The organism is Billgrantia sp. Q4P2 (assembly GCF_052806135.1).
This window is the reverse complement of sequence record NZ_JBRBAI010000004.1, coordinates 212,534-226,849: the sequence shown is the minus strand read 5'-3', so window position 1 is coordinate 226,849 and position 14,316 is coordinate 212,534. Positions and strand designations below refer to the sequence as shown.

General features: G+C 63.6%; 15 protein-coding genes. All 15 read left to right on the top strand.

What is annotated here, in order from left to right:
- Positions 1-68 precede the first annotated feature (68 nt).
- On the top strand, positions 69-1,964 hold the full coding sequence (gene mnmG / locus ACUY1T_RS08945; protein WP_446021975.1) for a tRNA uridine-5-carboxymethylaminomethyl(34) synthesis enzyme MnmG: 1,896 nt from the start codon (positions 69-71) through the stop codon (positions 1,962-1,964).
- On the top strand, positions 1,961-2,626 hold the full coding sequence (rsmG, locus tag ACUY1T_RS08940; protein ID WP_446021974.1) for a 16S rRNA (guanine(527)-N(7))-methyltransferase RsmG: 666 nt from the start codon (positions 1,961-1,963) through the stop codon (positions 2,624-2,626). The genes mnmG and rsmG overlap by 4 nt, the downstream gene beginning before the upstream one ends.
- Positions 2,627-2,654: 28 nt before the next feature.
- Entirely contained in the window at positions 2,655-3,425 is a 771-nt protein-coding gene (locus ACUY1T_RS08935) for a ParA family protein (protein WP_446021972.1), read from the top strand.
- A 53-nt stretch (positions 3,426-3,478) separates the two neighbouring features.
- Positions 3,479-4,399 carry a ParB/RepB/Spo0J family partition protein gene (locus ACUY1T_RS08930; RefSeq protein WP_446021970.1) on the top strand — a complete coding sequence of 307 codons (921 nt, stop codon included), beginning with the start codon at positions 3,479-3,481 and terminating at the stop codon, positions 4,397-4,399.
- 187 nt (positions 4,400-4,586) lie between these two features.
- Entirely contained in the window at positions 4,587-4,985 is a 399-nt protein-coding gene (locus ACUY1T_RS08925; RefSeq protein WP_446021968.1) for an ATP synthase subunit I, read from the top strand.
- Between the two features lie 14 nt (positions 4,986-4,999).
- Positions 5,000-5,827, top strand: coding sequence for a F0F1 ATP synthase subunit A (gene atpB / locus ACUY1T_RS08920; RefSeq protein ID WP_446021966.1), 828 nt, complete (start codon positions 5,000-5,002; stop codon positions 5,825-5,827).
- A 71-nt stretch (positions 5,828-5,898) separates the two neighbouring features.
- Positions 5,899-6,126 carry a F0F1 ATP synthase subunit C gene (gene atpE, locus ACUY1T_RS08915; RefSeq protein ID WP_114478188.1) on the top strand — a complete coding sequence of 76 codons (228 nt, stop codon included), beginning with the start codon at positions 5,899-5,901 and terminating at the stop codon, positions 6,124-6,126.
- 73 nt (positions 6,127-6,199) lie between these two features.
- Positions 6,200-6,670, top strand: a complete 471-nt coding sequence (locus tag ACUY1T_RS08910; RefSeq protein ID WP_446021963.1) for a F0F1 ATP synthase subunit B — start codon at positions 6,200-6,202, stop codon at positions 6,668-6,670.
- Between the two features lie 12 nt (positions 6,671-6,682).
- A complete protein-coding gene (locus ACUY1T_RS08905) occupies positions 6,683-7,219 on the top strand; it encodes a F0F1 ATP synthase subunit delta (RefSeq protein ID WP_446021961.1) in 537 nt (178 codons plus the stop codon).
- A gap of 16 nt (positions 7,220-7,235) precedes the next feature.
- The gene (atpA, locus tag ACUY1T_RS08900; RefSeq protein ID WP_446021959.1) at positions 7,236-8,780 is read left to right on the top strand and encodes a F0F1 ATP synthase subunit alpha; all 1,545 of its coding nucleotides are present in this window, start codon (positions 7,236-7,238) and stop codon (positions 8,778-8,780) included.
- Positions 8,781-8,848: 68 nt separating this feature from the next.
- The gene (atpG, locus tag ACUY1T_RS08895) at positions 8,849-9,733 is read left to right on the top strand and encodes a F0F1 ATP synthase subunit gamma (protein WP_446021957.1); all 885 of its coding nucleotides are present in this window, start codon (positions 8,849-8,851) and stop codon (positions 9,731-9,733) included.
- A 67-nt stretch (positions 9,734-9,800) separates the two neighbouring features.
- Complete coding sequence (gene atpD, locus ACUY1T_RS08890) at positions 9,801-11,177, top strand: F0F1 ATP synthase subunit beta (RefSeq protein WP_446021955.1); 1,377 nt, start codon at positions 9,801-9,803, stop codon at positions 11,175-11,177.
- A 24-nt stretch (positions 11,178-11,201) separates the two neighbouring features.
- Positions 11,202-11,630 (top strand): F0F1 ATP synthase subunit epsilon, encoded by a 429-nt coding sequence (locus ACUY1T_RS08885; RefSeq protein WP_446021953.1) that lies wholly within the window; start codon positions 11,202-11,204, stop codon positions 11,628-11,630.
- A 156-nt stretch (positions 11,631-11,786) separates the two neighbouring features.
- Complete coding sequence (mgtE, locus tag ACUY1T_RS08880) at positions 11,787-13,160, top strand: magnesium transporter (RefSeq protein WP_446021951.1); 1,374 nt, start codon at positions 11,787-11,789, stop codon at positions 13,158-13,160.
- Positions 13,161-13,496: 336 nt separating this feature from the next.
- Entirely contained in the window at positions 13,497-14,312 is an 816-nt protein-coding gene (locus tag ACUY1T_RS08875) for an undecaprenyl-diphosphate phosphatase (RefSeq protein ID WP_446021949.1), read from the top strand.
- The last annotated feature ends 4 nt before the right edge of the window (positions 14,313-14,316 follow it).

Here is a 14,316-nt window from a genome sequence, read left to right as displayed (position 1 = left end):
CGGTTTATACTGCCAGGCTGTTTTTCATCCCTAGGCAATATCCGCGCACAAGCGCAACGAGGTGAACCTTGGAGTATCCCGACCGCTTTGACGTCATCGTCATCGGCGGCGGCCATGCGGGAACCGAAGCCGCTCTGGCCTCCGCCCGCATGGGCTGTCAGACCCTGCTGCTGACCCACAACATCGAGACCCTGGGGCAGATGTCCTGCAATCCCGCCATCGGTGGGATCGGCAAGAGCCATCTGGTCAAGGAGATCGATGCCTTGGGCGGCGCCATGGGCCTGGCCACCGACCTGGGCGGTATCCAGTTTCGTGTGCTCAACGCACGCAAAGGTCCTGCAGTGCGAGCCACCCGGGCCCAGGCCGATCGTGTGCGCTACAAGGCGGCCATCCGAGGCATGCTGGAGAACCAGGCCAACCTGACGATCTTCCAGCAGGCCGCCGGCGACCTGCTGGTGGAAAACGACACCGTTCGCGGCGTGATCACCGAGACAGGCATTCGTTTCCTGGCCGAGACGGTGGTGCTGTGCACGGGCACCTTCCTCGGCGGCGTGATCCATATCGGGCTCGACCAGAGCCGCGGCGGTCGCGCCGGGGATCCACCCTCCAATTCCCTCGCCGAACGCCTGCGTGCACTGCCATTTCGTGTCGATCGGCTGAAGACCGGAACGCCGCCGCGGCTGGATGCCAAGAGCGTCGATTTCTCACTGCTCGAGGAGCAGCCGGGAGATAGCCCGACGCCGGTAATGTCTTATCTGGGCCGGCGCGACATGCATCCGCGCCAGGTGAGCTGCCACATCGCCCACACCAACGAGCGCACCCACGAGATCATCTTCGCCAATCTCGATCGCTCGCCGATGTACTCCGGCGTGATCGAAGGCGTCGGGCCGCGTTACTGCCCGTCGATCGAAGACAAGGTGCACCGCTTCGCCGACAAGGCGAGTCACCAGGTGTTCATCGAACCCGAGGGGCTCGATACCCACGAACTCTACCCCAACGGTATCTCCACCTCGCTGCCCTTCGACGTGCAGCTACAGGTGGTGCGTTCGATCAAGGGGCTCGAGAATGTCCATATCACCCGGCCCGGCTACGCCATCGAGTACGATTTCTTCGATCCGCGTGACCTCAAGCACTCGCTGGAAACCAAATTTATCCACAACCTGTTTTTTGCCGGACAGATCAACGGCACCACCGGCTACGAGGAGGCTGGTGCCCAGGGCCTGCTCGCCGGGCTCAACGCCGCCCGCCGTGCCAAGGGGTTCGAGGCCTGGTGGCCGCGCCGCGACGAGGCTTACCTCGGCGTACTGGTCGACGACCTGATCACGCTGGGCACCAAGGAGCCCTACCGCATGTTCACCTCGCGCGCCGAGTACCGCCTGCTGCTGCGCGAGGATAACGCCGACCTGCGCCTCACCGAGGCCGGCCGCGAGCTGGGGCTGGTGGACGAGGCACGCTGGGCGGCGTTCAGCGAGAAGCGCGAGGCGATCGAGCGCGAAAGCGCCCGGCTCAAGGCCAGTTGGGTTCAGCCCGGTACCGCAGCCGCCGAGGCCATCGAAGCCAGGACCGGCAAGCCGCTCACCCGCGAGTACAGCCTGCTCGACCTGCTCAAGCGTCCCGAGCTCGGCTATGCCGACGTGGCCGGGCTGACCGGCCAGCCGGTGAGCGACGAGGCGGTCGCCGAACAGGTGCAGATCCAGGCCAAGTACCAGGGCTATATCGACCGCCAGCAGGACGAGATCGACAAGCTCAAGCGCCATGAGGCCACGCCGCTGCCGGCCGATCTGGACTATGCCAAGGTCGAAGGCCTCTCCCATGAGATTCGCCAGAAGCTCGCCGAAGCACGCCCCGAGACCTTGGCCCAGGCCTCGCGGATCTCCGGCGTGACCCCGGCAGCGGTATCTATCCTGCTGATTCATCTCAAGAAGCGTCGTCTTCTCGATGACACCCGGGTGATCAACGCATGAGCGATGCCGTAACACCCCAGGTGGAAGCGCGTCTCGACGAAGGGTTGGCCGCACTGGGTATCGATATCGATGACGTGCAACGCGAGCGGCTGCTGCGTCTGGTCGGGCTGTTGCACAAGTGGAATCGCGCCTATAACCTCACCGCGATACGCTCACCGGAAGAAATGGTGACCAGGCACCTGCTCGACAGCGCGGTGGTACTGCCCTTCGTCGGCAAGGCACCGCTGCTCGACGTGGGATCGGGCCCGGGCCTGCCGGGGCTGGTACTGGCGATCCTTGAGCCGCAGCTCGAGGTCACGCTGCTCGACAGCAACGGCAAGAAGGTACGCTTCCAGCGTCAGGCGGTGATGGAGCTCGGGCTTGGCAACGTCACGCCCGTGCAGGCCCGGGTCGAGGCCTTCGAGCCGCCAACGGGCGGCTACGTCCAGGTGATTTCACGGGCCTTCGCCAGCCTGGCAGATTTCGTTCGGCTGACCGATCATCTGCTGGCGGAAGACGGGCACTGGCTGGCCATGAAGGGGCCGGCCGCCGACGAGGAGCTGGCCGATCTGGATGCCCGGCTGACCATACGCGAGCGTCATGCGCTCGCCGTGCCGTTCACCACGGGGGAGCGTCAGCTGTTGATCGTCGAGCGAACCGATTCCAACCCAGGCCGCCCGTGAGCGTGCCTTCGACGCAAGGAAGTCGCCCGTGACCCAAATCATCGCCTTGACCAACCAGAAAGGCGGCGTGGGCAAGACCACCACCGCCGTCAACCTGGCCGCCAGCCTCGCCGCACTGGATCGCCGCGTGCTACTGGTCGATCTCGACCCCCAGGGCCATGCCACCATGGGCAGCGGAATCGACAAGCATGCGCTCGAGGGCAGTGTGCTCGACCTGCTGCTGGGCGAGAAGAGCGCTCCCGAAGTGATGCTCGACTGCCCCACCGCCGGCTATTCTCTGCTGCCCGGCAATGGCGATCTCACCGCCGCCGAGGTGGAGTTGCTGGACCGGGCCGAAGGTCGCGAGCGCAGCCTGACCGAGGCCCTGGGCAGCGTCGCCGGCGAATACGACGTGGTGCTGATCGACTGCCCGCCCTCGCTCAACATGCTCACCGTCAACGGCCTGACCGCCGCCAACGGCGTGCTGATCCCTCTGCAGTGCGAGTTCTACTCCCTGGAGGGGCTCTCGGCGCTGCTCGATACCGTTGAGCAGATCAAGGACAGCGTGAACCCGAACCTGGCGATTTATGGCATCCTGCGGACCATGTTCGATGGTCGCAACAGCCTGACTCGTGACGTCAGCAAGCAGCTGCGCGACTACTTCGGCGAGGCGCTGCTCAAGACCACGATCCCGCGCAACGTGCGGGTTGCCGAGGCGCCGAGCCACGGCCTGCCGGTCACCAAGTACGCGCGCTTCTCGCGCGGCAGTCAGGCCCACCGGGTATTGGCCAAGGAACTGATTCGTCGCCTGTCGCTGTAGTGCGGCGGGTGAAACCACCGGTCGTGACCGATTTTCGTGATGAGGGAATGCTGATGACGCGTAAACGCGCCCTGGGCCGAGGCCTGGATGCCCTGATCGGTGCCGGCGCCCGTCGCCGCGAGAATCTCGAGCTGCCCGAGGTGGAAGTCCTGCCTGGCGAGTCGAGCGAGCCGGCCCAAGCTGCCCCTGCCGCCGCCGAGGAGCGACTCGAGCGCCTGCCGCTGGGCCAGCTCTCCCGCGGCAAGTACCAACCGCGGCGTGACATCCAGCCCGAGGCGCTGGAGGAGTTGGCCGACTCGATACGTGCCCAGGGCGTCATGCAGCCCATCGTGGTACGGCCCATCGGCGAGGCCCGCTACGAGATCATCGCCGGCGAGCGCCGTTGGCGTGCGGCCCAACTGGCCGAACTCGACACCATCCCGGCGGTGATCCGTGAGGTCACCGATGAGGTCGCACTGGCGCTGGCGCTGATCGAGAACATCCAGCGCGAGAACCTCAACCCAGTGGAAGAGGCGATGGCGCTCAAGCGCCTCCTCGAGGAGTTCGAACTCACCCAGCAGCAGGTCGCCGATGCCGTGGGCAAGTCGCGGGCCCAGGTGGCCAACCTGCTGCGCCTGCTGGCGCTGGATCCCGAGGTGCAGACCCTGCTCGAGCGTGGCGATCTCGACATGGGCCATGCCCGTGCCCTGCTCGCCCTTTCCGGGGCCAAGCAGCGCCGTGCGGCGCATGAAGTGGTCAACAAGGATCTCACCGTGCGCGATACCGAGGCGCTGGTGAAACGCCTGACCCAGGGCGAGGTGAGTAAGGCAGCGAACGAGCCCATCAGCCCTGACGTGGCGCGCCTGGAAACCAAGCTCGGCGAACTGCTCGGTGCCCCGGTGAAGATTCAGCATGGTCGTGCCGGCAAGGGGCGGGTGACCATCCGCTACTCCAGCCTCGAGGAACTCGACGGCATTCTCGAGCATATTCGCTGACTTTACGGGTTGTGTTGACAATCATTGCTTCTTTGGTCGCAAACCCGCACCATTCGTGGGCAAAAAGCGCCAAGTCTGGTTGAACAGGCCAAGGGGCTTCCCTATAATCCGCCGTTGTTTGCCTGAGCGACACGCTAGGCTCAGCCGGCACTCACGCCCTCTTCAGGTGGGGCAGGAATGTCGACAGATGCACAGACACCCCGGCCGCAAGCGCGAGCGAATCGATACCACTCGGTTATTGTGGTTACAGGGCGCGGCGGCACTGTCGGTGGTTGCTGTCGGCACATTGCTAGCAGGGATCGATGGCGCACTGTCTGCGCTGATGGGCGGGCTGGTTAGTCTGATTCCTTCCCTCTATTTTGCCTGGCGCATCGGCTCGGTTCGTGGTGGCAGACAAGCAGGTCGCTTCGTCTCGAACCTCTACCGGGCCGAGGCAGGAAAGTTCGGTTTGACGGTGGCGCTGCTGGCCATGGTGTTCGTGGCAGCGCCCCCCTCAAACCCGATTTTCTTCTTTGTCGCATACGTGGCGGTTGTTCTTGCGCACTGGCTCTTGCCTTGGACGATGCGCAGGCGACCCGCTCCCTGAACCGAGGTAAGCGCATGGCAGCAGGTAACGAAGTTACGGCAACGTATTACATACAGCACCACCTCCAGAACCTGACGTTCGGTCGTCACCCCGAGAATGGCTGGTCGTTCGCCCACTCCTCGACCGAAGCTCAGGAGATGGGGTTCTGGGCCATTCACGTGGATACCATGGGTTGGTCGGTCGCCATGGGCTTGCTGTTCATCTGGCTGTTCCGCAAGGCAGGGAAGATCGCCACCACCGGCGTGCCCGGCGGCTTGCAGAATGCCGTCGAGATGGTCATCGAATTCATCGAGGGCCTGGTTCGCTCTGCCTTCCATGGCAAGAACCCCATCATCGCCCCGCTGGCGCTGACGCTGTTCGTCTGGATCCTGCTGATGAATACGCTGAAGATCATTCCGGTCGACTACTTCCCGGAGCTCTTCGCGCGTCTCGGCGTCGAGTACATGAAGATCGTGCCGACCACCGATCCCAACGCTACGCTGGGCATGGCGCTGGGCGTCTTCATCCTGATCATCTACTACAGCCTGAAGGTCAAGGGGGCTGGCGGTTTCGCCAAGGAACTGTCACTGACCCCGTTCAATCACTGGCTGTTGATCCCTTTCAACCTGCTGCTGGAGGTGATTGGCCTGCTGGTCAAGCCCTTCAGTCTCGCCATGCGACTGTTCGGTAACATGTTTGCCGGCGAGGTGATCTTCATCCTGATCGCGCTGCTGCCGTTCTGGGCCATCTGGCTGCTGGACGTGCCCTGGGCCATCTTCCACATTCTGGTGGTCACGCTGCAGGCCTTCATCTTTACGGTGCTGACCGTCGTGTACCTGAGCGCCGCGCACGAGCACCACTGAACCGAGCAACGTTTGCAATTCCCTAAACCCCTAACCCGTTGAACCTAAACTCAAATACCAGGAGTAACATCATGGAAATGGTCTACCTTGCAGCCGCCATCATCATCGGTCTGGGCGCCCTGGCCACCGGCATCGGCTTCGCCATCCTGGGTGGCAAGCTGCTCGAGTCCACTGCGCGCCAGCCTGAGCTTGGCGACCAGCTGCAGACCAAGACCTTCATCATGGCCGGCCTGCTCGACGCCGTGCCGATGATCGGCGTCGGTATCGCGATGTACCTGATCTTCGTCGTTGCCGGCTAACGACCCTACCGAGCGCTGAGGCGCTCGGTTTGCTCGTTTCCGGTCGCCACGAACCCGTCAGAGGTACTTACCCGTGAATATCAACATGACGCTTATCGGGCAAACGATCGCCTTCGCGATCTTTGTCTGGTTCTGCATCAAGTACGTGTGGCCGCCGATCAGCACTGCGCTTCACGAGCGCCAGAAGAGGATCGCCGATGGCCTCGACGCGGCCAGCCGCGCCTCCCGCGACCTCGAACTCGCCCAGGAAAAGGCGGAGCAGACGCTGCGTGAGAGCAAGGAACAGGCCTCCCAGATCCTCGAGCAGGCCCACAAGCGCTCCACTCAGATGATCGAGGAAGCCCGCGAGCAGGCCCGTGCCGAAGGTGAGCGCCTGGTGGCCGGTGCACGTGCCGAGATCGATCAGGAAATCAATCGCGCCAAGGAAGAGCTTCGCGCCCAGGTGGCGACACTTGCCATCGTCGGTGCCGAGCGTGTCCTGGAATCCTCCGTCGACGAGAAGGCACACCGCAAGCTGCTCGACAAGCTTGCCGCCGAACTGTGAAGGAGGTGACCCATGGCGGAAACGTCTACCGTTGCACGACCCTACGCCAGGGCGGCGTTCGAGTACGCACGTGATCACAAGGCGCTGGAAAACTGGTCGGAATGGCTGGGCAAGCTCGGCCAGGTCGTTGCAGTCCGCGATGTACAGAAACTCCTTTCCAGCCCGAGCCTGACGCCCGAGCGCAAGGTGGCGCTGATCATCGAACTGGCCGAAGCCAAGCTCGATGAATCGGTTCGCCGCTTCCTCGAGGCGTTGGGTGAAAAGGGGCGTCTGAACACTCTGACCGTGATCGCCGAACAGTTCGAGCTACTGCGTGCCGAACACGAAAAGCGCGTCGAGGTCATCGTGGTCTCTGCCTACGAACTCGACGACAAGCAGCAGCAGAAGCTCGCCGGCGCGCTGAAGAAGCGCCTGAATCGCGAAATCTCCATTACCACTCAGGTGGATTCGAAGCTTATCGGAGGCGTCGTCCTGCGCGCTGGCGATACCGTCATCGACGGGTCGGTGCGTGGTCGACTGAATCGCCTCTCCGAAGCTCTTACCGCCTGAGTCTGAGGGACATGGCATGCAGCAACTGAATCCTTCCGAGATCAGCGACATCATCAAGCAGCGTATCGAAAAGCTGGATGTCGCATCCGAAGCCCGCAATCAGGGCACCATCGTCAGCGTTTCCGACGGCATCGTGCGTATTCACGGTCTCGAGGACGCGATGTTCGGTGAAATGATCGAATTCCCCGGCAGCATCTACGGCATGGTGCTCAACCTCGAGCGCGACTCCGTGGGCGCCGTGGTGTTGGGCGACTACCTGAAGCTGGAAGAGGGCATGACCGCCAGCTGTACCGGCCGCATCCTCGAGGTGCCGGTGGGTCCCGAGCTGATCGGCCGCGTGGTCGATCCGCTGGGCAACCCCATCGACGGCAAGGGCGACGTGGGCGCCAAGCTGACCGATGCGGTGGAAAAGGTCGCCCCGGGCGTCATCACCCGTCAGTCGGTGGATCAGCCGATCCAGACCGGCCTCAAGGCGATCGACGCCATGGTGCCGATCGGCCGCGGCCAGCGTGAGCTGATCATCGGCGACCGCCAGATCGGTAAGTCGGCCATTGCCGTCGACGCCATCATCAACCAGAAGGGCAAGGGCGTCACCTGTGTCTACGTGGCCATCGGTCAGAAGCAGTCGACCATCGCCAACGTGGTGCGCAAGCTCGAGGAGCACGGCGCGATGGAGCACACCATCGTCGTCGCCGCCGGCGCCGCCGACCCGGCCCCGATGCAGTTCCTGGCGCCCTATGCCGGCTGCACCATGGGCGAGTACTTCCGCGACCGCGGCCAGGACGCGCTGATCGTCTATGACGATCTGACCAAGCAGGCCTGGGCCTACCGTCAGGTATCCCTGCTGCTGCGTCGTCCGCCGGGCCGTGAAGCCTACCCGGGTGACGTCTTCTATCTCCACTCGCGTCTGCTCGAGCGTGCCGCTCGCGTCAACGTCGACTACGTCGAGAAGTTCACCAATGGCGAAGTCAAGGGCAAGACCGGCTCGTTGACCGCACTGCCGATCATCGAGACCCAGGGCGGCGACGTTTCGGCGTTCGTTCCGACCAACGTGATCTCGATCACCGACGGTCAGATCTTCCTCGAGACCGACCAGTTCAACGCGGGTATCCGTCCGGCCATCAACGCCGGCCTGTCGGTATCCCGCGTCGGTGGTGCGGCCCAGACCAAGATCATCAAGAAGCTCGGCGGCGGTGTGCGTCTGGCACTGGCCCAGTACCGCGAGCTGGCGGCCTTCTCCCAGTTCGCTTCCGACCTGGATGAAGCCACCCGCAAGCAGCTGGAGCACGGTCAGCGCGTCACCGAGCTGATGAAGCAGAAGCAGTATTCGCCGCTGTCCGTGGCCGAGATGGGCGTGTCGCTGTATGCCGCCAACGAAGGCTTCCTGGACGACGTCGACGTCAGCAAGGTGCTGGACTTCGAGCGTGCCCTGCACGAGTACATGAGGTCCGAGCATGCCGAGCTGCTCGACAAGATCAACCAGACCGGCGACTACAACGACGAGATCCAGCAAGGGCTGAAGCAGGGTCTCGAGCAGTTCAAGGCCACTCAGAGCTGGTAAATCCGCCGGCCCGCCCGCAAGGGCGGGCCCTGGACAACTTCTGAGGGCCACGAACGAGGTAGATCGCTATGGCAGCTGCAAAAGAGATACGCACCCAGATCGGGAGCATCAAGAATACGCAGAAGATCACCAGCGCCATGGAAATGGTCGCTGCGTCGAAGATGCGTAAAGCGCAAGATCTGATGAGGGCCAGCCAGCCTTATGCCCGGCAGATCCGCAACGTGGCCAGCCACCTGGCCGACGCCAATCCCGAGTACAAGCACGACTACATGGTCGAGCGTGACGAGGTGAAGCGGGTCGGTTACATCGTGGTTTCCACCGATCGCGGTCTGTGCGGCGGCTTGAACGTCAACCTGTTCAAGGCTGTGATCAAGGACGCCGTGGCATGGCGCAGCGAGGGGGCGGAACTCGATTTTTGCGCCCTCGGCAGCAAGGCCGGCGGCTTCTTCCGCAACTACGGCGGCAATCTGGTGGCAGCCAAGAGCGGCCTGGGCGAAGCGCCCGAGGTCGAGGCATTGATCGGCATCGTCAAGGTGATGCTGGATGCCTACGACGAAGGCCGTCTGGATCGCCTGTACGTGGTGTACAACGAGTTCGTCAACACCATGACGCAGAGACCGGTGGTTCGCCAGCTGTTGCCGCTCTCCCCCGATATGGGGGCCGGTGCGGATGACGAGGACAACAAGCGTCCCGGTAGCTGGGACTACCTGTATGAGCCGGATGCCAAGGCGCTGTTGGATAGCCTGCTGGTTCGTTTCATCGAATCCCAGGTGTATCAGGCGGTGGTCGAGAACGGGGCCTGCGAACAGGCGGCCCGGATGATCGCCATGAAGAACGCCACCGACAACGCCGGCGGCCTGATCGACGATCTGGAGATGGTGTACAACAAGGCCCGCCAGGCCGCCATCACCCAGGAAATTTCCGAGATCGTCGGCGGTGCCGCCGCCGTATAGCGCCCGGGGAGAGCCTACGGCTCTCCCGGTACAGGTTTCATTTGCAGGTTTTTGAGAGGATCGCAAGATGAGCGGACGTATCGTACAAATCATCGGCGCGGTGATTGACGTCGAGTTTCCGCGGGACTCGGTTCCCAAGGTCTACGACGCGCTCAACGTCGCCGACTCCGAGACCGTGCTCGAAGTCCAGCAGCAGCTGGGCGACGGCGTGGTGCGTACCATCGCCATGGGCTCCACCGAGGGCTTGAAGCGTGGTCTGGAAGTCACCAGCACCGGAGCTCCGATCTCCGTGCCGGTGGGCAAGGAGACGCTGGGTCGCATCATGGACGTGCTGGGTCGGCCGATCGACGAGGCCGGCGACATCGGTGAGCAGGAGCGCATGCCCATTCACCGCCCGGCGCCCACCTATGCCGAGCAGGCGGCATCCAACGAACTGCTCGAGACCGGCATCAAGGTCATCGACCTGGTCTGCCCGTTCGCCAAGGGCGGCAAGGTCGGTCTGTTCGGCGGTGCCGGCGTGGGCAAGACCGTCAACATGATGGAGCTGATCCGCAACATCGCCATCGAGCACAGCGGTTACTCCGTGTTCGCTGGCGTGGGTGAGCGGACCCGTGAAGGTAACGACTTCTACCATGAGATGACCGAGTCGAACGTTATCGACAAGGTATCGCTGGTATACGGTCAGATGAACGAGCCGCCGGGCAACCGTCTGCGCGTGGCCCTGACCGGTCTGACCATCGCCGAGAAGTTCCGCGATGAAGGCCGCGACGTGCTGCTGTTCGTCGACAATATCTACCGCTACACCCTGGCCGGTACCGAGGTATCCGCACTGCTGGGCCGCATGCCCTCCGCGGTGGGCTACCAGCCGACCCTGGCCGAGGAGATGGGCGTTCTGCAGGAGCGCATCACCTCCACCAAGACCGGCTCGATCACCTCCGTGCAGGCCGTCTACGTGCCCGCGGACGACCTGACCGACCCGTCGCCGGCCACCACCTTCGCCCACTTGGACGCCACCGTGGTACTGGCGCGTTCGATCGCCGAGCTGGGTATCTACCCGGCCATCGACCCGCTGGACTCCACTTCGCGCCAGCTCGACCCGCTGGTCGTCGGCGAGGAGCACTACAACACCGCCCGCGGCGTGCAGAACGTGCTGCAGCGCTACAAGGAGCTCAAGGACATCATCGCGATCCTGGGCATGGACGAGCTGTCCGACGAGGACAAGCAGACCGTGGCCCGCGCGCGTAGAATCCAGCGCTTCCTGTCGCAGCCGTTCTTCGTGGCCGAGGTGTTCACCGGCTCCCCGGGCAAGTACGTATCGCTGAAGGACACCATCCGCGGTTTCCAGGGTATCCTCGAAGGCGAATACGACAACTTGCCGGAGCAGGCCTTCTACATGGTGGGTAGCATCGACGAGGCCGTCGAGAAAGCCAACCAGATGAAGTAATCCCGTCCATTGGGGGACTTCGCTATGGCGAAAAGCTTCACATGCAACATAGTCAGCGCAGAGGCCTCGATCTTCTCCGGTGAAGTCGAACAGATCGTGGCAGCGGGCATCATGGGCGACCTGGGCATCCTGCCGGGGCACGCGCCGCTGCTGACCGAGCTACAGCCGGGGCCGATCCGCGTGATCCACGATGGTGGGCGGGAAGAGAACTTCTACGTCTCCGGCGGCTTCCTGGAAGTGCAGCCGGACGTGGTGACCGTACTGGCCGATGCGGCCTCTCGCGCCAGTGACCTCGACGAGGCCGCTGCCGAGGAAGCCCGACAGCATGCGCTGAAGGCCTTCAACGACAAGTCGGCGGAGCTGGATTACACCCGCGCCGCCGCTGAACTCGCTGAGGCCGTGGCCCAGCTGCGTACCATCCAGCAGCTGCGCAAGAAGGCGGGCAAGGGCTAACATTCGTTGGCTGCCCGATCGAACGCCTCCCGAACACTGTTCGGGAGGCGTTTTCGTCTCTGTTATCATGAGTGCTGGTACCGGGAGTCCGGAGCCCATACTCATGCCGCCACGCAGGGTTTCCTTCCACTTGCGTGAGGGTCTCAGGAGAACGCCATGTCGTTGAGCGAACAGCTGCAGGAACACAAGGAAACCCTGATCCTCGCCGTCGAGCAGGATGATCGCGAACGCCTCGACCAATGGCTGCCTGAACTGCGTGCTGCAGATCTCTCCGAGATACTGGAAGAGATGGCCGAGGATGACGGCGATCTTCCCACCGTATTGAAACTGCTCGATTGCCTGCCGCTGGAACGCCGTGCCAATGTCCTGGGCTACCTCCCAGGGGAGGTTCAGGTCGAGATTGCCGAGGCCATGTCCGACGAGCTGCTGCTCTCGGTACTGGAGGAGATGGGCTCGGACGAGCGTGCCGACCTGTTCAACCTGCTCGGTGAGGATCGCCAGGAAACGCTGCTGCGGCGCATGGCGCGCCAGGAGCGCGAGGACCTCAAGCGCCTGGCCAGCTACGAGGAGGGCACTGCCGGGGCGATCATGACCTCGGACTACGTCGCCATCCCCAGTGGCATGACCGTCTCCCAGGCGATGATGCGGGTACGCCAGACCGCGCCCGACGCCGAGACGGTCTACCAGCTTTATATCGTCGACCCTGAGGGCAAGCTGGCAGGCACCCTGTCGCTGCGCCAGCTGATGGTGGCGCGTCCCGGCGCTAAGGTAGACGACCTGATGATCAAGGACGTGATCAGCGTGCCGGTGGACGAGGAGCAGGAGGAAGTGGCGCGGCTGGTGGCCCGTTACGACATGCTGGCCGTGCCGGTACTCGACCATGACGAGCGCCTGGTCGGCATCGTCACCCATGACGATGCCATGGACGTGGCCGAGGAGGAGGCCACCGAGGATTTCCACAAGGGGATGTCCATCGGCCAGCTCGAAGATGGCGTCAGCCGGGTGCCGCTCTGGAGCCTCTACCGCAAGCGCGTGACCTGGCTGGTGCTGCTGGTATTCGCCAACCTCTTCTCCGGTGCCGGCATCGCCTACTTCGAAGACACCATTGCCGCCCAGGTGGCACTGGTGTTCTTCCTGCCGCTGCTGATCGGTAGTGGCGGCAACGCCGGCGCTCAGGCCGCCACGCTCACGGTGCGCGGCATGGCCACCGGCGACGTCGGTGTCAAGGACTGGGGCAAGCTGCTCGGCCGCGAGCTGCTGGTAGCCGGCTCCCTGGGGCTGACCATGGCGCTGGCAGTGGCGCCCATCGGCGTGATGCGCGGTGGCGAGGCCGTGGCCATGATCGTTGCCGCCAGCATGGTCACCATCGTGCTGTTCGGCAGCCTGCTCGGCATGTGCCTGCCGTTCGTGCTCAACCGGGTGGGCTGGGACCCGGCGACCGCCTCGGCGCCGCTGGTGACCACGGTGATCGATGCCTGCGGCGTGCTGATCTACTTCTCAATCGCCACGGCGGTGCTGACAGGGCTCTAGGCTTCGCCGGAAAATCGCGAGCGCAGACAGTCTTCGGGCAGCCAAGCCGCCACGTAGGTGGCGCGCTTGGCATCGCGGTTGTCCACGGCGTTTCTCGCACCCTCGCCCCTCCCAGTTGAAGCGTCAGGCCGGCAGGCCAAGCACAGCGATAGCGAGAGAGCCAACAGCTGAAGCGGTTGTGCAGGCTTGACGTCGGCGATACGCAACACATGCACTGGCGAACGGAATTGTAACGAGACGCGGCGGACAAGCGCTCAGGCTCCGTGTATCCTCTTCGCGTCCTGCCGTGCGTTTGCTGCCAGGCTGCGCATGTCCTTGCCATCAGGAGAGCGCCATATGGATTGGCTTCAGGTCGTCGTGCTGTCAGTGGTTCAGGGCCTGACCGAATTCCTGCCCATCTCGAGTTCGGCCCACTTGATTCTGGTGCCCGTGCTGACCGGCTGGAACGACCAGGGGCTGGTCTTTGACGTGGCGGTGCATCTGGGCAGCCTGCTGGCGGTGGTGTTCTACTTCCGCCACGACCTGCAGCGCATGGCGGTGAGCTGGATCGGTTCGCTGGGTGGGGTGATGCGGCGCCAAGGTACGAATCTCGATCCCGATGCCCGACTGGCCTGGTGGGTGCTGCTGGCCACGATTCCGGTGTGCGTAGTGGGCCTCGCCCTGCATGACGTGATCGAAGTTGGCATGCGTTCCCCGCTTCTGATCGCGGTAGGGCTGATTGGCTTCGGCCTGCTGCTTAGCTATGCCGACTGGCGAAAGCGAGAGGGCCGCAACGAGTACCAGCTCATGCTGCGCGACGCCATGATCATCGGTCTTGCCCAAGCACTGGCACTGATTCCCGGCACATCGCGCTCCGGCATCACCATTACTGCGGCACTGCTGCTGGGCATGAGCCGCGAGGGCGCGGCGCGCTTCTCTTTTTTGCTGTCGATTCCGGTGATTGTCCTGGCATCAGGGCTGGAGGTCGTCAGCCTGATGCAGGCAACGAATGACATCGACTGGCAAGCCTTGGCGGTTGGCGTGGTCCTGTCGGGGCTGAGCGCCTATCTCTGCATCCACTACTTCATCGCCTTCATCAAGCGGATCGGCATGCAGCCCTTCGTTGTCTATCGCATCGTGCTCGGACTATGGCTGCTGTGGATCTTCTGGTAGCCAT

What these genes read in the sequence shown, in the direction of transcription:
- rsmG (WP_446021974.1), top strand. Translation starts at nt 1,961, where the DNA reads ATGAGCGATGCCGTAACACCCCAGGTGGAAGCGCGTCTCGACGAAGGG.
- ACUY1T_RS08930 (WP_446021970.1), top strand. Translation starts at nt 3,479, where the DNA reads ATGACGCGTAAACGCGCCCTGGGCCGAGGCCTGGATGCCCTGATCGGT.
- ACUY1T_RS08925 (WP_446021968.1), top strand. Translation starts at nt 4,587, where the DNA reads ATGCACAGACACCCCGGCCGCAAGCGCGAGCGAATCGATACCACTCGG.
- atpB (WP_446021966.1), top strand. Translation starts at nt 5,000, where the DNA reads ATGGCAGCAGGTAACGAAGTTACGGCAACGTATTACATACAGCACCAC.
- atpE (WP_114478188.1), top strand. Translation starts at nt 5,899, where the DNA reads ATGGAAATGGTCTACCTTGCAGCCGCCATCATCATCGGTCTGGGCGCC.
- ACUY1T_RS08905 (WP_446021961.1), top strand. Translation starts at nt 6,683, where the DNA reads ATGGCGGAAACGTCTACCGTTGCACGACCCTACGCCAGGGCGGCGTTC.
- atpA (WP_446021959.1), top strand. Translation starts at nt 7,236, where the DNA reads ATGCAGCAACTGAATCCTTCCGAGATCAGCGACATCATCAAGCAGCGT.
- atpG (WP_446021957.1), top strand. Translation starts at nt 8,849, where the DNA reads ATGGCAGCTGCAAAAGAGATACGCACCCAGATCGGGAGCATCAAGAAT.
- atpD (WP_446021955.1), top strand. Translation starts at nt 9,801, where the DNA reads ATGAGCGGACGTATCGTACAAATCATCGGCGCGGTGATTGACGTCGAG.
- ACUY1T_RS08885 (WP_446021953.1), top strand. Translation starts at nt 11,202, where the DNA reads ATGGCGAAAAGCTTCACATGCAACATAGTCAGCGCAGAGGCCTCGATC.
- mgtE (WP_446021951.1), top strand. Translation starts at nt 11,787, where the DNA reads ATGTCGTTGAGCGAACAGCTGCAGGAACACAAGGAAACCCTGATCCTC.
- ACUY1T_RS08875 (WP_446021949.1), top strand. Translation starts at nt 13,497, where the DNA reads ATGGATTGGCTTCAGGTCGTCGTGCTGTCAGTGGTTCAGGGCCTGACC.